Source organism: Butyricicoccus porcorum, from assembly GCF_051246315.1.
Classification (GTDB): domain Bacteria; phylum Bacillota; class Clostridia; order Oscillospirales; family Butyricicoccaceae; genus Butyricicoccus_A; species Butyricicoccus_A porcorum.
Window position 1 is genome coordinate 1,077,251 of sequence record NZ_CP178353.1, and the last position, 18,651, is coordinate 1,095,901.

Sequence of the window (18,651 nt, forward strand, 5' to 3'; positions counted from 1 at the left end):
AATGACATATCACGAGCTCAAGGAGCAGGAAAACCAGTATGTAATGAATACCTACGGCCGGTTTGACATTGCACTCGACCACGGCAACGGTGCACAGCTGTGGGATGTCGAGGGCAAGCGCTATATCGACCTGACCAGCGGCATCGGCGTGTGCTGCCTTGGCTATAACAATGAGAAAATCATCGATGCAATCACCACGCAGGCACATAAGCTGATGCATGTCTCCAACCTGTTCACCACCGAACCGATGGTACAGGCTGCAAAGACGCTGTGCACGCAGACCGGCATGAGCAAGGTGTTCTTTTCCAACTCCGGCGCGGAGTCCAATGAGGGCATGATTAAGCTCGCCCGCAAATATTCGTATGACAAATACGGCGAGGGACGCGCGGAAATCGTCACGCTGTACAATTCGTTCCATGGCCGCACGATTACAACGCTGAAGGCGACCGGACAGGACAAATTTCACCAGTATTTCTTCCCGTTTACCGAGGGCTTTGCATATGCAAATGCCAATGACATCGACTCGGTCAAGGCAGCGGTCAACGGTCACACCTGTGCCATTATGATGGAGCTGATTCAGGGCGAGGGCGGCGTGCTGCCGCTCGATCCGGACTTTGTTCATCAGGTCGAAGCACTGTGCCGTGAGAACGACCTGCTGCTGCTCATCGACGAGGTACAGACCGGCATCGGCCGCACCGGCTCGCTGTTCTGCTTCCAGCAGTACGGCATCAAGCCGGATGTCGTTTCGATGGCAAAGGGTCTTGGCGGCGGCGTACCGATCGGCGCGGTCATGGCGGCAGATACCTGCGATACGGTGCTCGGCCCGGGCACGCACGCGACGACCTTCGGCGGCACGCCGATGATCTGCGCCGCAGCCAATGCGGTGCTGTCCGAGGTCACGCAGCCGGAATTCCTGAAATCCGTCACGGAAAAGGGCGAATACCTCAAGGCAAAAATCCTCGGCTTCGGCTCGGACAAGGTAAAGGATGTCCGCGGCATGGGTCTGATGCTCGGCATCGTTGTCGACGCAGACGCGCGCGCAGCACTGGTTAAGGAAATCATGGATGCAGGTGTTCTTGTGCTGACTGCCGGAACCAATGCCATCCGCCTGCTGCCGCCGCTGTCGATTTCCTATGAGGAAATGGACGAGGCGCTGGCTGTCATGCAGAAGGTATTCTGCAAGTAAACCCCGGATATACGAGAGGGCGCTGCTGCTTCTGTCACAGAAAGCTCCCTCTTCGGGGAGATTTTTGAAACAATACAGACAGGAGTGAACGCAGATGAAGAATCTTCTCAAGCTGCTCGACTGCTCGAAGGAGGATATCGTATCCATCCTTGACCTCGCCGACCAGCTCAAATACGAAAAAAAGCACAACATCCCGCACCGCCATCTGGAGGGAAAAAGCCTCGGCATGATCTTCCAGAAATCGTCGACGCGCACGCGCGTTTCGTTTGAGGCGGGCATGTATCAGCTGGGCGGACAGGCAATGTTCCTGTCCAATCGCGATTTGCAGATCGGACGCGGTGAGCCGGTGCAGGACACGGCGCGCGTGTTGTCGCGCTATCTGGACGGCATCATGATCCGTACCTTCGCGCAGAACGAAGCGGAATCGCTTGCGGAATACGGTTCCATCCCGGTCATCAACGGCATGACTGACTTTGCACATCCGTGTCAGGTGCTGGCAGATCTGATGACCGTGCGGGAGCACTTCGCACAGCTGGAAGGGCTGAAAATGGGCTTCATCGGTGACGGCTTTAACATGGCCAATTCGCTGATCGTCGGCTGCCTGAAAGCGGGTATGGATGTCAGCATTGCGACGCCGGAGGGGTATGAGCCGCATCCGGAGGTGCTGGCATTTACCGAGGCAGAAAAGGCAAAGGGTGCAAAGTTCCTGCTAACGCACGATGTACATCAGGCGGCGGAAAATGCGGATGTTCTGTTCACCGATGTCTGGGCGTCGATGGGACAGGAAGGGCAGGCTGCCCAGCGCCGCATTGATTTCGCCGGTTTCCAGATCAACCGTGACCTGCTTGCCTGCTGCAAGGAGGGCGTCATGGTACAGCACTGCATGCCGGCGCACCGCGGCGAGGAGATCACGGATGAGGTGCTGGAAGAACACGCAGATGAAATCTTTGAAGAATCGGAGAACCGTCTGCATGCACAGAAGGCGGTCATGGTCGCACTGATGGGGCACACAGGAGAATAAACTGACCGGTTTGGATGACAGAATCCCGGGACAGGCAGCAGCCGGCTCCGGGATTTTATATATAAAATTGCATGAATCTGAAAAGATACATAGATTTTCCTTTGTTCATGTGTTACAATGAAAACACCATATTTATGAAAAGAGGGATTCCATGAAGAAAAAATTGACAGCCTTCCTTCTGACGGCGGCAATGCTGTGCTCGCTGATGCCGATGGCAGCTGCAACCAGTGGACCGGATGATGATACGGCAGCGGGTGGTTCGGATATCACCGCTTTGCTGAACGAGGTTTCCGGCGAGGGATATACGTTTACGACGCGGGATCAGCTCCCGGAGGGAACGGAAATCATTGAGCCTGAAATTACAATTGGCACCGGCAACAAGATGTCTGAGCCGACACAGGAGATCGAGCCGACCGAACGCATCAAGACCTATTCTGCGGAGCTCCCGGAGCAGACCGAGCGTGCCGAAAAGGCAGAGTACACGACAACGAAGTTTTCTTCGTATGGCGCGCAGCTGTCGAACCTCGTGGTTCAGACCAGCAGCAAGACCTATGCCGTTGGCAAGGCGATGAAAAAGCTGTATGATGCCTACAGAGCGGATGTCCGCAAGGGCGCAAACAGCCAGTGTCTGAAGGACAACAGCGACAGCAATATGAAGAGATTTGCCGTGACGATCAATCTGAGCGGCATCAATTCGTCCAATTATGAAGATCTGATGGGAGACATGGAATGGCTCACGTATCTGAGTCTCGATTATGATACCCCGGAGATGTTCTATTCCAACGGATATATGGGCATCAGTGGCACCTACAGCAAAACTTCTGTGACGATCTATTTCCGCCCAATGTATTCGGCGGGCTTCACGACGAAGTCGGACCGCACCACGCTGAATACCCAGATGGAAAACAAGGTCAAGGAACTTGTCAATGCGGCGGCAGATTATCCGCGCGCCTATGACAAGATGATGTTCTTCCACGACTGGCTGTGCGAGAACAACAGCTACAACCATGATGCGGTTTCCAGCAACAATTATGTGACCAGCGTATCCGGTGCACCGTGGTCGTGTGTCGGTGCCCTGCTCAGCAGCTCGAACAGCAGCGTGAAGGGTCCGGTCTGCGAGGGATATTCCCGCGCGTTCCAGCTGCTCTGCCAGCGCGCAGGCATCACCGCGACTGTTGTAACCAGCGACAGCGGCAACCATATGTGGAACAATCTTCGCTATGGCAAGTACTGGACCGGCGTTGACGTCACCTGGGACGACGGCAGCGAGAACAGCTACAATTACGATTACTTTTTCCAGAGAGTGAATAATATGTCCGGTCATGTGATGGATGACCAGAATTTTGTGGACTGGCTGGAATACCCGGAGCTGTCCGTTGTTTCCGACTGGAAGATCCTCCCGTTCTATGACGTTGCAGATGCCGCTTCCTCCAGCTCTGAGTTCTGGGGCAAGCCGTATATTCAGTACGTCTATGAGCAGAATTACATGTCCGGTCTGACCTGTGTCAACTTCGGAATCAATACGTCGCTGACACGTGCACAGTTTGCACAGATTCTGTACAGCATTGCCGGCAAGCCGGAGGTGACCTACATCAACCACTTCAGCGATGTCCCGGCAGGTCAGTGGTACACCAATGCGGTAGTGTGGGCGGACAGCAATGATATTGCGCACGGCGTTTCCGACACCCGTTTCGGCGTCAATGATGCCATCACCCGCGAACAGCTGGCACTGATGCTGTATAAGTACATGGGTGCACCGTATGTCGAAGAGGGTTACATCGATTCGTTTGCCGATGCCGACGAAGTTTCGGATTGGGCACTCACCGCGATGAACTGGGCTGTCAGAGACGGCGTCATGAATGGCACCAATAAGAACGAATTGCAGCCGACCGGCAAGGCAACCCGCACCGCAACTGCGGTTATGATTTCCAAGGTTGCCTGACCGCTCAACCGGACGACAACAAATCAACCGATTCCATGCAAAAGCCCTTTCGGGAATTTTCCCGGAAGGGCTTTTTTCATACAATGCGTTACGGCATGTGTTGTATCGTGAGATTGCTGTTGTCAGTCCTGCATGAGCTGTTCCATCTCGTCGATCAGCTCGTCAAATAACTGGAGCGCTTCGTTGATCGGCTGAGCAGTCGCCATGTCGACACCTGCACCGCGCAGCAGCGTGATTGGGTCAGCGGAGCAGCCGCCGGACAGGAAGTTGATATAGTCTTTGACTGCCGGATCGCCCTCTTTGAGGATACGGCGCGAGAGCGCGATGGCCGCAGAATAGCCGGTTGCATACTGATAGACATAGTAGTCATAGTAAAAATGCGGGATGCGCGCCCATTCCACATCGATTTCCGGATCAATCACAATGCCGTCGCCAAAATAGCGGCAGTTCAGCTCATGATACAGTTCGTTGAGCGAGGCCGCTGTCAGGCTTTCACCGCGTTCGTTGCGGCGGTTGATTTCCAGCTCAAATTCCGCAAACATTGTCTGACGGTATAGTGTTGTGCGGAACTGTTCGAGGAAGTAATTGATGAGATATGCGCGGCGGCGTTTGTCTGTTGTTGTCTTGAGCAGGTGCTGCATGAGCAGTGCTTCATTGCAGGTGGAAGCAACCTCTGCGACAAAAATCGAATAGTTGGAGTAGACCACCGGCTGGGTTCGGTTGGACAGATAGGAATGGATGGCATGCCCCATCTCATGTGCGAGCGTAAACATGCTGTCCAGTGTGCCCGAATAATTGAGCAGGACATATGGATGCACGCGCAGGCCGGCCGAATACGCACCGGAGCACTTGCCGACATTTTCATAGACATCAATCCAGCCGTTGTCATAGCCTTCCTTGAGGATGGCACGGTATGCATCGCCCATCGGCGCAAGCGCGTCATAGACGGTCTGCTTCGCCTCTTCATATGGAATGTTCACATCGACATCGGAGACAATCGGTGTGTACAGGTCATACATGTGCAGTTCATTCACACCGAGCAGCTTTTTGCGCAGCGCGACATACCGGTACATCGGCTGCATGTTCTGGTGTACGGCGTCGATGAGGTTGTGATAGACTTCGACCGGGACATGGTTGCCGTCGAGCGATGCCTGTAATGTCGAGTCATATTTGCGCGCGTCAGCGTGGAATTTCAGCTGTTTGACCTGTGCGGTCAGGATTGCCGCTGCTGTATTGCGGAACGAGCTGTATACGCCATAAATCGATTCAAACGCAGACTTGCGCAGCACACGATCCTGACTGTGCATGAGGGGAATATAGGTGCCATGCGTGACGGGATGCGGTTTGCCCTCGCTGTCCACAGCGGGCGGGAACTTTAAGTCGGCATCCCCAAACATCGAGTAAATCGTGTCGGGGGACTGACTGATTTCACCTGCTGCCGCGAGCAGCTTTTCCTCTGCGTCGGACAGGATATGCGCGCGCTTTTCACGCACACGGGTCAGATACAGTCGATAGGTTTCCAGCCCGGGCTCATCGCGGTAAAACTGATCCAGAGTTTCATCCGGGATGGCAAGTAGTTCTGGCGTCTCAAACGAACCGGCGGCATCGACAGCAACCATGGCACTCATCGCCTGCGACGCCATGCCCTGATAGGTGGGGTTGGTGGTGTCCTCATCGCTCCGGCGCTGTGCGTAGCCATACAGACCATCGAACAGTACATTCATGTCATCGCCCAGTCTGAGAAATTCATACAGCGTGTGTGCGCTCTCGCCCAGCCTGCCCTTATAGGCGGCAATCTGCTGGGGGAAGGTGCGCGCCTTTTCCAGATCGGCAGTCCAGAGCTCATCCGTTGCGTAGACATCATGAATTGCCCAGGTGTATTTCGGGTCCGCTTCGCTGCGGACAGGGATTTTCTTTTCCATTTGACAGGCAGCCTCCTGTGTCATAAATTCAATATGCTATTAGTATACCACGGCAGGATACAGGAAAAAAGCAACACGATGTAAAAAATCCCGCAGTTTTGAACGGCCGCAGAAATTTTTTCGTGCCTGTACTGTGCAGGGAAAACAGCAACACAGATTCTTGCACCATACAAAGAATTAACATGAGCTTTACCGAAACATGGTAGAGAGTAGGGAAAACGCGCGATAAACTAAGAATAGAAACGAAGTTGAACCAATCGGAACAACAGTGGGAGGAATCTACTTGAAAAGAAGAAGCAGGTGGGCCGCGGCGCTGGCGGTCTGCACCGTGCTCGGACTTGCCGGATGCGGCAGCGGTACGGCACAGAACAGTGAGCCGGTGGAAGGTCTGGATCAGCTGGGCGACATCCGGGTGATTGCCAGAGAGGACGGCTCGGGTACACGTGCTGCGTTTGCACAGCTTGTGGATTTTGAGGGCGATGCCGCAGATGCACAGCAATCGGATCAGACAAGAAAAGATGCACAGATTGCACAGGATACAGAGGAAGTGATCCAGGCCGTTGAGGACGATGCCGCCGCAATCGGATATATTTCCCGTGGCTCTATGTCAGGGGCATCCAAGGTAAAGGCACTGACCGTCAACGGCACTTCTGTGGATGCCAAAAGTTATCCACTCCGCCGTTCCTTTTATCTGACATATTGCGGCGGACTGAACGAGCTGGAAGAGGATTTCCTCACGTACATCCGCAGCGCAGGACAGGATATTGTGGGTAAATCCTATACGCAGGTTGCAAAGACCAATACATTCCTGTCCAATCAGGCGGAAGGTACGATCTCGATTGCCGGTTCTACTTCTGTTGCCCCGCTCATGCGTGAGCTGGCAGAAGCATATGAACAGATCAATCCCCATGCGGATATTACCATTACGGAGACCGATTCGACTGACGGCCTGACGCAGGCTATGTCGGGTCAATGCGATCTGGGTATGTCTTCGCGAGACCTGAAGGATTATGAACAGGAACTGCTGGACTATCAGGTGATTGCACAGGATGAAATTGCTGTCATTGTGAATGCAGAAAATCCGTTACAGGATATCGGGCTGGACACGCTCAGACAGATTTATACAGGAAAAATCAATGTATGGAATGAACTGAACTCATAACAAAAGGAGACAGAAATGAACGAAAAAGTAGAAATCATTTTCGGACTGCTGGGCGGACTTGCGATCTTCATTTTCGGCATGAACATGATGAGTGAATGTCTGCAAAAGGCCGCAGGCGAAAAGATGAAGAGTATTCTTGCCATGCTGACCAGAAATCCGGTCATGGGTGTGCTGGCCGGCGCGCTGACGACAGCAGTCCTTCAGAGCAGCAGTGCGACAACCGTCATGGCAATTGGCTTTGTCAGTGCAGGGCTGATGACGCTGCCACAGGCTATTTCTATTATCCTCGGCGCAAATATCGGTACAACAATGACCGCACAGCTGCTGGCATTTAAAATCAGCGATTATATCCTGGTTATCGTTTTTATCGGCTTTATTATCTCCTTTGTCAGCAAGTCAGAGAAGGTAAAAAACATCGGTCAGACTATTTTTGCCTTCGGTCTGCTGTTCCTCGGCATTGAGACCATGGGCGATGTCATGAAGCCGTTGGCTTCCAGCCCGATTTTCACCGACCTGATTGGCAGAGTAGCAGATATCCCGATTCTGGGCGTTGCTGTTGGTACACTGATGACTTTGGTCGTTCAGTCCAGCTCTGCAACGATTGCCGTATTGCAGAATTTTGCATCGCAGGCGGGGCCGGACGGTGTAACCAGCATCATCGGCCTGACCGGTGCAATCCCGATTCTGTTAGGTGACAACATCGGCACAACCATTACTGCGCTGCTCGCCAGCATCGGCCAGTCCAAGGACGCAAAGCGCACCGCACTGGCACATTGTACATTTAATATTTCCGGCTGCCTGCTCTTTATCTGGCTGATTAAACCGTTCGCCTATCTCATTCAGATGATCTCTCCAAAGGGTCCGGAGATTGAAGTGATTTCCCGTCAGATTGCGAACGCGCATACGGCATTTAACATCACAATGACCATTATCTGGATTCCACTGATCTGGCTGCTGGTTAAAATCGTCACCCGTATCATTCCGGATGGAAAGGATAAAGTACAGGATGCCGCTGCGCCGCGCTTCCTCGATCAGAAGCTGATTAACCAGCCGGCTGCCGCGCTGCAAATGGTAGCCAGAGAATGCCTGCGGTGCAGTGATCTGGTAAAGGGTGTACTGGACGAGCTGACGAAATGTGTCCGTACAGAAAATGAAGAACAGTTGAATCACGTCTTTGAACAGACCGCCGTTGTGGAAAAGCTGGATGCAAAGATCAATGAGTATCTGGCAGATATGTTCTCTGCCGGTGTCCTGACAGAAGAACAGGCCACCCAAACCGCCGGACTGATGTATGTCCTCAGCGATGTCAGCCGTATCAGTTCCCTGTCTACCGATCTTGTACAGGCGCTGAAGGATGAACGGGAAAAGAATTACCAATATTCTGAAGACTTCACAAAGGATATCGAAAACAGCGTATCCATGATTCAAAACATGTATACCAATGTACTGGAGAGCCTGAAATTAAATGATCCGCAGTATGCAAACCGTGTGCGTGCAGAGAGAGGTACCGTGCTCGGTCTGGATATCAGTATGCGCAAGGCACATATGGATCGTGTCAGCAAGGGCGAATGTTCGGCAAGCCTCACTGCGCCGTTTAATGATATTATGCACTGTATCAACCGTATGGGTAACAGCTGTATGAACATTGCAGACGCAGTAGCGGGCGAGATGAATATTGAATACTTTATCCACGAGAAGGAGCCTGCCAAGGCATAACAGCCGTTGACACTTAAAAACGGATTAACACAGATTAAAACAGAAAGAACAAAGCCCGGACATGGTTTGTCCGGGTTTTGCAGTATCTGGAGGTAAAAATGAAGCATCCGAATCGTTGCAGATGGGTTATGATGGCAACCATTATTGCAGGAATCGCTCTCGCTGGGTTATCCGGCATAGTGTCTGGCGCGGAACCGATTCATCCGATGTTTGTACTCGGGGCGGTGCTTGCACTGGGCGGTGTTGTGTTTGGTGTCATTACAGTTCGCTGCCCGTTTTGCGGGCATTCACTGGATTTGCATGGCTTTGGAACCGAGTATTGTTCGTATTGCGGAGAAAAACTGGATTAAGCAGTACAGAGACAGAAGATAAAGCCAGAGCCCGGACGCGTTTGTCCGGGCTTTAGGTTCGCGCAGCAGCAGCGGATGTAAGTGTTACAGAAAAACAAAGCCAGAGCCCGGACGTGTTTGTCCGGGCTTTAGGTTCGCGCAGCAGCAGCGGATGTAAGTGTTACAGAAAAACAAAGCCAGAGCCCGGACGTGTTTGTCCGGGCTCTTGGGTTCGCGCGGGAGCGCGGGGAAAGGTTTTCTTTTGCTTTCTTTTCTTTTCCTCAAAAAGAAAAGAAAGTTAGAACTCACACTTCTTGGCGATGTAATCCTTGACCTCTGCAACAGGGATACGAACCTGCTCCATGGTGTCGCGGTCGCGGATAGTGACACAGCCGTCCGTTTCGGTCTCAAAGTCAACCGTGATGCACATCGGAGTGCCGATTTCATCCTCACGGCGATAGCGCTTGCCGATAGAACCAGCTTCATCATAATCAATATTAAAGGACTTTGCCAGCTCCTGATAGATCGGCATTGCCTGGTCATGCAGCTTCTTGGAAAGCGGCAGGACAGCAGCTTTGTACGGAGCCAGAGCCGGATGCAGGCGCAGGACAACACGAACATCATCATTGCCCTTCTTGTCCTGACCAACAACCTCTTCGTCATATGCATCACACAGGAATGCCAGTGCAACACGGTCAGCGCCGAGGGACGGCTCAATGACATATGGAATATACTTCGTATTGTCTTCCTGATCGAAATATTCCATCGAAACACCGGAGGTCTTCTGATGCTGGGTCAGGTCGAAGTCGGTGCGGTCAGCAATGCCCCACAGCTCGCCCCAGCCGAACGGGAACAGGAATTCAATATCAGTCGTTGCATTGGAATAATGCGACAGCTCTTCCTGCTCATGGTCGCGCAGGCGCATGTTTTCTTCCTTCATGCCGAGGGACAGCAGGAAGTTCTTGCAGGCATCCTTCCAGTATGCAAACCATTCCAGATCTGTGCCCGGCTTGCAGAAGAATTCCAGCTCCATCTGCTCGAACTCACGGGTACGGAACGTGAAGTTGCCCGGGGTGATTTCGTTACGGAAGGACTTGCCAACCTGGCCAACGCCAAACGGAATCTTGCGGCGGGTTGTACGCTGGATGTTCTGGAAATTGACAAAGATACCCTGCGCGGTTTCCGGACGCAGGAACAGCTCACTCTTTGCATTCTCCGTAACACCCTGGAAGGTCTTGAACATCAGATTGAACTGACGGATATCAGTAAAGTTATGTCCACCGCAGTCCGGGCAGGCAATGTTCTTTTCTTTGATGAAATCCATCATCTGCTGATTGCTCCAACCAGCCGGATTTACACCAGTGGCATCTTCAATCAGCTGGTCAGCACGGTGACGGGTATGGCAATCCTTACAATCCATCAGCGGATCAGAAAAGCCGCCGACATGACCGGAAGCAACCCAGGTCATCGGATTCATCAGAATCGCAGAATCCAGACCGACATTCCACGGGGACTCCTGAATAAACTTCTTTCTCCAGGCGTTTTTGACATTATTCTTGAACTCTACACCAAGCGGACCGTAATCCCAGGTGTTGGCAAGACCTCCGTAGATTTCGGAGCCGCTGTAGACAAAACCGCGTCCTTTGCACAGGGCAACAATTTTCTCCATCGTTTTTTCGGTGTTTTTCATGTTTTATTTCTCCTTCTGGCGCATATGGCTTATGCACGCGAAATTTAGTCAAAAAAACTTGACTATGCTCCTATTATAGCGTATACTAATTAAATGTCAAGACATTTGAAACTGTTCGGGAGACCGGAAAAACAGTGCCGGAAAACAGCAGAATATCATACATCCGGGTGTAGCGCAGATGGTAGCGCGCCTGCTTTGGGAGCAGGATGCCGCAGGTTCAAATCCTGTCACTCGGACCAAACAAGAAGTAACCCGTCTGATTGGGAAGTCAGGCAGGTTACTTCTTTTTCTTTACCGCAATTACCACGGGAATCATGCCGATTCGGATAGCGCCTGGAAACCTCGGAGGGTAAAGAAGTCTGCCCTTTGTCCGGAAATGAAAGGCGAGCGAACCGCCTACCACGTTTCGTACATCATTTTTTGGATAACGGCACATACTAAGCCGGGGTGATGGCATGATAAATTCCATATGGGCAGATACAGCTGCGCTTCCGCCGTTTGAATCGCTTGACGGCGACTGCAAAACCGATGTTTTGATTATCGGCGGCGGAATGGCGGGATTGTTGTGCACGTATTTGCTGAAACAGGCGGGCGTGGACTGTTTGCTCATTGAAGCAGACCGGATTTGCTGTGGTGTGACGAGAAATACAACGGCAAAGCTGACCGTACAGCACGGCCTGATCTATGACAAAATGCTCCGTCGATTTGGTTCGGAAAAAACCCGCATGTATCTGGAAGCGAATGAAGCAGCACTCGCACAGTACCGCAGGCTGTGCCAGACAATTGACTGTGATTTTGAGGAAAAAGATTCTTTTGTATATTCCATAGATCAGCCAAAAAAACTGGAGCAGGAGCTGGAAGCACTGCACCGCATCGGCTTTCGTGCGGAATATGCCGATCAGCTGCCGCTGCCGTTTGACACGGCGGGCGCAGTGCGCGTGCATGGTCAGGCACAGTTCCATCCGCTGAAGTTTGCCGCAGAGATTGCACGCGGTCTGCCGATTCGGGAACAAACTACAGCCCGTGCGTTTGACGGGCATACCGTTGTGACCAACCGGGGCGGGATTGCCGCGTCAAACATTATTGTAACGACACATTTTCCAATGCTGAATAAGCATGGTGCATATTTTCTCAAGCTGTATCAGCACCGTTCCTATGTACTGGGACTGGAACGAGCACCGGATGTGCATGGCATGTATGTGGATGAAGCGAAGGGTGGAATGTCCTTCCGCAATGCGGACGGGTTGTTGCTGCTTGGCGGCGGCGGACACCGTACCGGAAAACCGGGTGGCGGTTGGGCAGAGCTGGAACGGTTTGTACAAAAGCACTATCCGGATGCACAGGAACACTGCCGCTGGGTGGCACAGGACTGCATGTCGCTGGACGATATTCCTTATATTGGGCAATACAGCAGGACGACACCGGGGTTGTATGTGGCAACTGGCTTTCACAAATGGGGAATGACATCCTCTATGACTGCTGCCATGCTACTGTGCGATATGGTACAGGGAAAGCAGTCGGATCATGCGCGGGTATTTTCTCCGTCACGAACCATGCTGCGCCCACAGTTGGTGAGCAATGCACTGGAAGCCACAGCCAACCTGCTGACTCTTTCCAAACCGCGTTGTCCGCATATGGGTTGTGCATTGAAATGGAATGCACAGGAACATTCATGGGATTGCCCGTGCCATGGATCACGCTTTGCGGAGGACGGAACTTTGCTGGACAATCCCGCGACAGGAAATTTGAAAACACAGGCAAAAAAATAGCGGCACATAAAAAGCAGCGGCGGAAGATGGATTCCGCCGCTGCTCGCAGATTTATGGTTTTCTGACCGGATAACAGATCTCGGTGACAAATTCTTCAGGGTTCTGCGTTTCGTGTGGGCTGATATGATAAATATTAAATGCCGGAGCGTCGTAAATATAGCCGTTGTCACGCACCCAAGCAGCAACAGCTGCGTTGACCGCATTGATTTCACTGTACGGCCCTTGATAGGTTGCAGAAGCGAAGGTCACGGGCGGCATGATCTTGAATTTGACATGTTCTGTGTCGTGATATGAACCCTTTACCGTTTTTTGTGCTTCAACATCTACATCAGATTCACGGTATTCTCCGTCATGGAAGATGACACTGCAATAGCATGGATCATCCGGCTGAATGTGCAGCGATGCAGTCTCACTGACCAGAATGCTCCACAGCATGCCTTCCTGATCGTAGGAAGGGATTGTCATACGGACAGAGGCAACCTGCCGTTCAGGCAGGGATTTTAATGTGACATCATACATAGTAGCTTCCTCCTTTTGCAGCCGCCTGCGGGCGGTGTCCAGAAGTCGCAGCCGTCGTGCGGTATCCGCAGCTTGCTGCTCCAGCTCGATTTGCCGGATGGCGAGATAGTGGTCAATCTGTTCCCGGTTTTCGCCACAGGCAAGGATTTCGCCAATCAGGGACAGACCGAAGCCAAGATCCTTCAGGGCAGTGATTCGACAGACAATGGGCAGCTGATCCTCACTGTAGTAACGATAGCCGGTATGCGGATCAATGGCGGCAGGCGCGAGCAAGTCGATTTCATCGTAATGGCGCAGCATGCGAATGCTGACTCTGGACAGCTTTGAAAATTCTCCGATTTTTAACATGGTCGGTACCTCACATATGTCCGGATTCGTTTGAGCTCAGCTTTATTGTAGAGCCTGCCACAGTGTCAGAGTCAAGAGGGATTTGAAAAAAGCTGACATAGATTTTAAGAAAAAATAACATAACTATGGTGGTAAATTTGTTTGCCTTCCCCTATGCTATAGGTATAGAATAAAAGAAACAACAGACTTTAGACTTTATAGACAATCGAAGAGAAAGGGGAGAGACTGGTATGCCAACGACATATGCACATTATCGCTTTGGCTGTACCGTATACAACCGTTTGCCAGAGAAGCAGCAGCATCTGATTGACACCTATCGCCCGCTGTATGACATCGGGCTGCATGGGCCGGATGTGCTGTTTTATTACCGTCCGTTTTTGTCCAATGAAGTGAAGGCGCTGGGCAACAGCATGCACAATCAGACCGGACAGGAAGTATTTGCGCAGGCGGGGGAACGGATTTTACGGGAATTTGATTTCCGACCGTTGCTTGTGTATACGTATGGTTTTTTGTGCCATTTTGTGTTGGATGCCATGTGTCATGGCTATGTGGCACGGAAGATTTTGGACAGCGGCATTTCCCATTCGGAAATTGAAGCGGAATTTGACCGCGCACTGATGGTACACGATGGATATAATCCGGTGCGCCACTGTGTCACCGGACATCTTCAGCCGACAAAAGCGCATGCCGCCGTACTCAGCCGATTTTTTTCCGGTATAACACAGAGGCAGGCATATGAGGCCATGCGTTCGATGGTACAGGAGTTGAACCTGCTTACGCAGCCGTCCCATCTGGGGCGCGGCGCGCTGTATGCTGCCCTCACGTTGTCAGGCAACCGAGGCATGTGTGACCTCGTCGTGAATTACAGGGCCAATCCCGCTTGTTTTGACAGCACAGAGGAACTGGCACGCCGTTATGTACAGGCTCAGCCAAAGGCAGTCGAAGCAATTTCCTCCTATTTTGATATCATACACGGGCGTGGGACATATGACAGTCTGTTTGACCGCACCTTTGACCCGTCACCGGAGGAGAAAACAGATGGATAAAGCGCTGACCCGGCTGGAAAAACAGTGGGTGATGTATGACGTCGGCAATTCGGCATTTGTCATGCTGGTCTCCACCATCATGCCGATTTATTTTAATTATCTCGCAGATCAGGGTGGGCTGTCGTCGGTACAATATCTTGCTTATTGGGGGTATGCGTCCTCGATTGCGACGCTGCTGGTTGCATTGAGCGGCCCGGTGTTTGGCACGTTTTCTGATATCAAAGGCATGAAAAAACCGCTGTTCGCGGCGGCAATGGCGGTGGGCGCGCTGGGCTGTGCCGCACTCGGCTTTATGAAACAGTGGCTGCTGTTTCTGGTGGTTTTTGTGGTTGCCAAATTCGGTTACGCTGTCAGCCTGATTTTCTATGATTCCATGCTCACTGATATCACAGAGCCGGAGCGCATGGATCGTGTATCGTCCAGCGGCTATGCATGGGGCTATATCGGCAGCTGTATTCCGTTTGTCGCCTGTCTCGGCATAGTGCTCGGTTCAGACAGCCTTGGCATTTCGATGGAAATGGCGATGACACTGGCATTCCTGCTCACAGCTGTGTGGTGGCTGTGTATGACGCTGCCACTGCTGCGCAGCTTTCACCAGCGGTATTATGTTGAACGCCGCCCGCATGCCGTCCGCATGAGCTTTTCCCGTCTGTGGCATACACTGTGCGGCATGCGGCAGGAAAAGCAGGTACTCTTTTTCCTGCTTGCGTTCTTTTTTTATATCGATGGCGTGTATACAATCATCGACATGGCAACGGCTTATGGTTCGGCGCTCGGGCTGGATTCGACCGGCCTGCTGCTCGCATTGCTGGTCACACAGATTGTCGCCTGCCCATTTTCGCTGCTGTTTGGCAGGCTGTCGGGACGGATTGAACCGCAGCAATTGATTACCGTGTGCATCTGTGCCTATGTCGGCATCGCCGTGTTTGCCATGTTTCTGCATTCACAGGTGCAGTTCTGGATTCTTGCGGTGTGTGTCGGCATGTTCCAGGGCGGCATTCAGGCGCTGTCCCGCTCGTATTTCGCCAAAATCATTCCGCAGGAAAAATCGGGCGAATATTTCGGCCTGCTGGACATCTGCGGCAAGGGTGCGGCCTTTATGGGAACCGCGGTTGTCAGCATCATTTCCCAGGTGACCGGCAGCATGAACCTCGGTGTCGGCGCGATTGTCGTGCTGTTCCTGCTCGGGATTATACTGTTCCGCAAGGCGGTGGCGTATGAAACAGAAGCATAAAATACAAGTATGGTTTTACGATAACAAAAGCCCGGCTATCAGCCTGGGCTTTTTCGACAGACTGAGCCTCCGGCGGCTGCCGGAGGCTTTTTTTACGTGTTATTCGGGTTTCTCGCCGCATACGGTCTGTCCGGTCATCATCTCCGACCACAGAGTCAGATGGCGTCCGCGCACGTCGTATACGCGCACAAGACCGCGCAGGTCTTCGGGTGCGTCAGGACACAATTCTGCGAATATGTCCGGACAGTCTGCCAGAAGACCGGGCTGATACAGTTTGGTCTTTTCTGATTCAAAGACTGCGGCATAGAAGATATCCGCCTCGACCAGATCCTGGAACATATGGCTGCCATAGGACAGTTCCGGCATATAGCCCGCTGAACTGTCGGATACCTCGCAGATGACAGAAAAATTGGCAATATCCGCGAAGACAACCGGCACACCGAGCTCCGGTGAGGAGGTACCGATGCGCCCCGGTGCGAGCAGCATGAGGGTTGCATCGGTTTCATTGAATGCACGGTTGACTGCACCGACGGCGCGTGCAACAGCAGGTTTTTGTACATATGGATAATTGTAGTAGCCCTTTGGATCGACCTGTACGACATAGTCAAAGGTCAGCTCGGTTGACTGGCCCATGGTCGCGTCATGCAGCGCGAACAGAGTGCGTTCCGGCGGGAGCTGTGGGACAGTGACTGTACGGCTGCCATTGCGGGAGGTCAATGGGCGGCATTGCAGCAGGTTGACAGAAAAATCACCGTCTTTGTCGCAGTTGACTGTGAACTCGATGTCGACCGGCACACCGTATTCTGCCTGTAAAATTTCCATGATGCGGCGCATCAGCCGAGGGAACTCTTTTTTGGCAAGCAGGTGCTGGCAGGTGGCAAAGCATACCTCGCGCCATGCACCGCGCTCACGCAGGCGGCTTTCGGCCTCGTAATCGTGTTCCAATACAATGTATTTGTACCAGTCGGGCAGATCGGGAAGCAGTTCTTCCAGCTTGCGCGTGACAAGGGAATTGCTTGCGAAATCCAACACATCGATACAGTGCTGGGAAAACCGATGCTTCTGCGCCATGGTTGTGTGTGTCGTCGTATCCGGGCGGTCGAGACTGACGAGGCGGGGATAGTCACCCTCCGTGCGGTCGACGGCGCGTGTGCCGAGACCCATGACAATGCGCAGCATGCCTGCGGACGGGTCCATATCCGGGCGCCAGCGATAGGCACTGTGCGAATAACCGACACCGGCTGCCCCCGGCATGAAGAATTTTCCGTTGTAATTGGTGCCGGAAACACGCTGGACAAGAATTGCCATCTGTTCGTCCTTGGTGTCCAGTCCGCGGCGGCGGCGATATTCCAGTGCAGAGGGATCCATCGTGCTCGCATAGACAGTGCGTACTGCCTGCTCGAATTGTTCCAGCCGTTCCTCCGGTGTGCCGCTGTTGACACAGAACACGGATTCATACTTTCCGGCAAACGCATTGCCAAAGCTGTCCTCCAGCAGGCTGGAAGAGCGTGCAATAATCGGGCTTTGACCGAAATATTCCAGCATAGCACGGAACTGTTCACGGATTTTGGGCGGGAAGCTGCCGGACAGCAGCTTTTCTTTCAACTCGGCGGCGAGTGTAAAGTATCCCGGCTCGGTTTTCTGCCGCACACGCAGATCCCAGCAGTCGTTGGCGACGATATAGGTATAAAAGACATCCGAACCGATGTAATAGGAATCGTGTGGTTCGAGTGTATCGCCCAGCTCCGGCATGGCAGCGCGTACCAGACGGCGCGCGAGCAGCATGCCGCATGCCTTGCCGCCGATGGTGCCCGTGCCAATCATGCGCCCGCGCACGCGGAAGTAATCCTGTGCGCGGAAATGCTTGCCGATGAGCGCACCCATGCGCTCGTCGCGCGTCATCATGTAACGGCACATGTTGCGGTAGCCCTCGTCATCCAGCACACCCTGGTCGTGCTGTAAGCGTGCGAGTGAGAAAAACCGCTCCCAGCTGTCCAGATTCTGATCGGCAGCGCGTTCCTCTTCCTCGTCATGCAGGGCATAAAAGCGCCCAATGCCAACACCATCGGTCAGCGGGATGAGCGTGCCGTCCGGTTCAAACCGATGCGGCAGGAACATGGTAGACGAAAACCGGTTCCACACCTTGAGCGGCTGGACATAGCGCGTTTCGCCATCGGAATAGGCATCGAGCAGCAGCTGGGTTGTATCTCGAATGCGCGCAACCGCGTCAAACGAATGCCGTCCGCGGATGAGTGGGAAGAATGCAACCGTATCCAGCTGGAACAGGAATGGGCAGGTGACACGGAAGAAGTTGCCCATCATCAGATCCGCTGCCCATACGACCTGTAAATCAGACAGGCAGTCAAACACATAAAATGCATCAAAGCCTTCCTGCTCCACGATGTTGTGCACGGCGACAGTAAACGGCTCAAAGCCCTCAGACGGGTCGAGCGTGTACCGCGTGACACCCTCCTGTTCGGGCACCAATTCGTCGTGGCTGGCAAAACGGATATAGATCAGGTTGCGCTTATCGGCAAGCGCCTGCCTGACATATGGCTCTACAAAAAAACGGAAATCGTCGACCGATGAAACACGCCAGACGACATTGTCGCCCAGACGGATATTGTCGAGCGCTTTGTCCAGACCGGGCAGACCGGACAGGATGCGGTCAAATGCTGCCATGCTGACACCTCATTTCAGTGGGATTTGATACGGTAATTGTACCATATCTGTGCGCGGGACAACAGCGAAATACGCAAAACTTGCA

Annotated in this window: 13 protein-coding genes and 1 tRNA gene; 10 read left to right on the top strand and 4 right to left on the bottom strand. The window is 52.8% G+C overall.

Annotated elements, in window-relative coordinates; genetic code table 11:
• Window position 1 precedes the first annotated feature (1 nt).
• The 3 genes from ACLM7Z_RS05205 to ACLM7Z_RS05215 all read left to right on the top strand — a co-directional run bounded on the left by ACLM7Z_RS05205 (window position 2) and on the right by ACLM7Z_RS05215 (window position 4,149).
• Window positions 2-1,186, top strand: a complete 1,185-nt coding sequence (locus ACLM7Z_RS05205; protein WP_087019107.1) for an aspartate aminotransferase family protein — start codon at window positions 2-4, stop codon at window positions 1,184-1,186.
• A 94-nt stretch (window positions 1,187-1,280) separates the two neighbouring features.
• Complete coding sequence (argF, locus tag ACLM7Z_RS05210; protein WP_087019105.1) at window positions 1,281-2,207, top strand: ornithine carbamoyltransferase; 927 nt, start codon at window positions 1,281-1,283, stop codon at window positions 2,205-2,207.
• A gap of 151 nt (window positions 2,208-2,358) precedes the next feature.
• A complete protein-coding gene (locus ACLM7Z_RS05215; RefSeq protein ID WP_435645656.1) occupies window positions 2,359-4,149 on the top strand; it encodes an S-layer homology domain-containing protein in 1,791 nt (596 codons plus the stop codon).
• A gap of 122 nt (window positions 4,150-4,271) precedes the next feature.
• Here ACLM7Z_RS05215 and pepF read toward each other — a convergent pair whose 3' ends face one another.
• Window positions 4,272-6,071, bottom strand: a complete 1,800-nt coding sequence (gene pepF / locus ACLM7Z_RS05220) for an oligoendopeptidase F (RefSeq protein ID WP_435645657.1) — start codon at window positions 6,069-6,071, stop codon at window positions 4,272-4,274.
• Window positions 6,072-6,354: 283 nt separating this feature from the next.
• Between pepF and ACLM7Z_RS05225 the strand changes: the two genes are divergently transcribed.
• The 3 genes from ACLM7Z_RS05225 (at window position 6,355) to ACLM7Z_RS05235 (ending at window position 9,299) form a co-directional block, all read left to right on the top strand.
• On the top strand, window positions 6,355-7,233 hold the full coding sequence (locus tag ACLM7Z_RS05225; protein ID WP_435645658.1) for a substrate-binding domain-containing protein: 879 nt from the start codon (window positions 6,355-6,357) through the stop codon (window positions 7,231-7,233).
• 15 nt (window positions 7,234-7,248) lie between these two features.
• Window positions 7,249-8,949, top strand: coding sequence for a Na/Pi cotransporter family protein (locus ACLM7Z_RS05230; RefSeq protein ID WP_087019100.1), 1,701 nt, complete (start codon window positions 7,249-7,251; stop codon window positions 8,947-8,949).
• A 98-nt stretch (window positions 8,950-9,047) separates the two neighbouring features.
• A complete protein-coding gene (locus ACLM7Z_RS05235; RefSeq protein WP_087019098.1) occupies window positions 9,048-9,299 on the top strand; it encodes a hypothetical protein in 252 nt (83 codons plus the stop codon).
• Between the two features lie 277 nt (window positions 9,300-9,576).
• Here ACLM7Z_RS05235 and ACLM7Z_RS05240 read toward each other — a convergent pair whose 3' ends face one another.
• Window positions 9,577-10,968 (bottom strand): glycine--tRNA ligase, encoded by a 1,392-nt coding sequence (locus ACLM7Z_RS05240; protein ID WP_087019096.1) that lies wholly within the window; start codon window positions 10,966-10,968, stop codon window positions 9,577-9,579.
• A 163-nt stretch (window positions 10,969-11,131) separates the two neighbouring features.
• Here ACLM7Z_RS05240 and ACLM7Z_RS05245 point away from each other — a divergent pair.
• Window positions 11,132-11,207: transfer RNA gene (locus tag ACLM7Z_RS05245), tRNA-Pro, on the top strand.
• Between the two features lie 216 nt (window positions 11,208-11,423).
• Window positions 11,424-12,737, top strand: coding sequence for an FAD-dependent oxidoreductase (locus tag ACLM7Z_RS05250; RefSeq protein WP_273349412.1), 1,314 nt, complete (start codon window positions 11,424-11,426; stop codon window positions 12,735-12,737).
• 51 nt (window positions 12,738-12,788) lie between these two features.
• Here the strand turns inward: ACLM7Z_RS05250 and ACLM7Z_RS05255 are convergent, their stop codons facing one another.
• On the bottom strand, window positions 12,789-13,604 hold the full coding sequence (locus tag ACLM7Z_RS05255; protein WP_087019092.1) for a MerR family transcriptional regulator: 816 nt from the start codon (window positions 13,602-13,604) through the stop codon (window positions 12,789-12,791).
• 230 nt (window positions 13,605-13,834) lie between these two features.
• Between ACLM7Z_RS05255 and ACLM7Z_RS05260 the strand changes: the two genes are divergently transcribed.
• Both ACLM7Z_RS05260 and ACLM7Z_RS05265 read left to right on the top strand, forming a co-directional pair.
• The gene (locus tag ACLM7Z_RS05260; protein WP_087019090.1) at window positions 13,835-14,650 is read left to right on the top strand and encodes a zinc dependent phospholipase C family protein; all 816 of its coding nucleotides are present in this window, start codon (window positions 13,835-13,837) and stop codon (window positions 14,648-14,650) included.
• Window positions 14,643-15,884 carry an MFS transporter gene (locus ACLM7Z_RS05265; RefSeq protein ID WP_087019088.1) on the top strand — a complete coding sequence of 414 codons (1,242 nt, stop codon included), beginning with the start codon at window positions 14,643-14,645 and terminating at the stop codon, window positions 15,882-15,884. The genes ACLM7Z_RS05260 and ACLM7Z_RS05265 overlap by 8 nt, the downstream gene beginning before the upstream one ends.
• 99 nt (window positions 15,885-15,983) lie before the next feature.
• On the opposite strand, the gene ACLM7Z_RS05270 is transcribed toward ACLM7Z_RS05265, so the two are convergent.
• Complete coding sequence (locus ACLM7Z_RS05270; RefSeq protein WP_435645659.1) at window positions 15,984-18,566, bottom strand: PEP/pyruvate-binding domain-containing protein; 2,583 nt, start codon at window positions 18,564-18,566, stop codon at window positions 15,984-15,986.
• Window positions 18,567-18,651: the final 85 nt, after the last annotated feature.

Excerpts from the sequence above, each read along its gene's own strand:
- ACLM7Z_RS05205 (WP_087019107.1), top strand. The coding sequence starts at position 2 with ATGACATATCACGAGCTCAAGGAGCAGGAAAACCAGTATGTAATGAAT.
- ACLM7Z_RS05260 (WP_087019090.1), top strand. The coding sequence starts at position 13,835 with ATGCCAACGACATATGCACATTATCGCTTTGGCTGTACCGTATACAAC.
- ACLM7Z_RS05250 (WP_273349412.1), top strand. The coding sequence starts at position 11,424 with ATGATAAATTCCATATGGGCAGATACAGCTGCGCTTCCGCCGTTTGAA.
- ACLM7Z_RS05265 (WP_087019088.1), top strand. The coding sequence starts at position 14,643 with ATGGATAAAGCGCTGACCCGGCTGGAAAAACAGTGGGTGATGTATGAC.
- ACLM7Z_RS05235 (WP_087019098.1), top strand. The coding sequence starts at position 9,048 with ATGAAGCATCCGAATCGTTGCAGATGGGTTATGATGGCAACCATTATT.
- ACLM7Z_RS05215 (WP_435645656.1), top strand. The coding sequence starts at position 2,359 with ATGAAGAAAAAATTGACAGCCTTCCTTCTGACGGCGGCAATGCTGTGC.
- ACLM7Z_RS05240 (WP_087019096.1), bottom strand. The coding sequence starts at position 10,968 with ATGAAAAACACCGAAAAAACGATGGAGAAAATTGTTGCCCTGTGCAAA.
- argF (WP_087019105.1), top strand. The coding sequence starts at position 1,281 with ATGAAGAATCTTCTCAAGCTGCTCGACTGCTCGAAGGAGGATATCGTA.
- ACLM7Z_RS05255 (WP_087019092.1), bottom strand. The coding sequence starts at position 13,604 with ATGTTAAAAATCGGAGAATTTTCAAAGCTGTCCAGAGTCAGCATTCGC.
- pepF (WP_435645657.1), bottom strand. The coding sequence starts at position 6,071 with ATGGAAAAGAAAATCCCTGTCCGCAGCGAAGCGGACCCGAAATACACC.
- ACLM7Z_RS05270 (WP_435645659.1), bottom strand. The coding sequence starts at position 18,566 with ATGGCAGCATTTGACCGCATCCTGTCCGGTCTGCCCGGTCTGGACAAA.
- ACLM7Z_RS05230 (WP_087019100.1), top strand. The coding sequence starts at position 7,249 with ATGAACGAAAAAGTAGAAATCATTTTCGGACTGCTGGGCGGACTTGCG.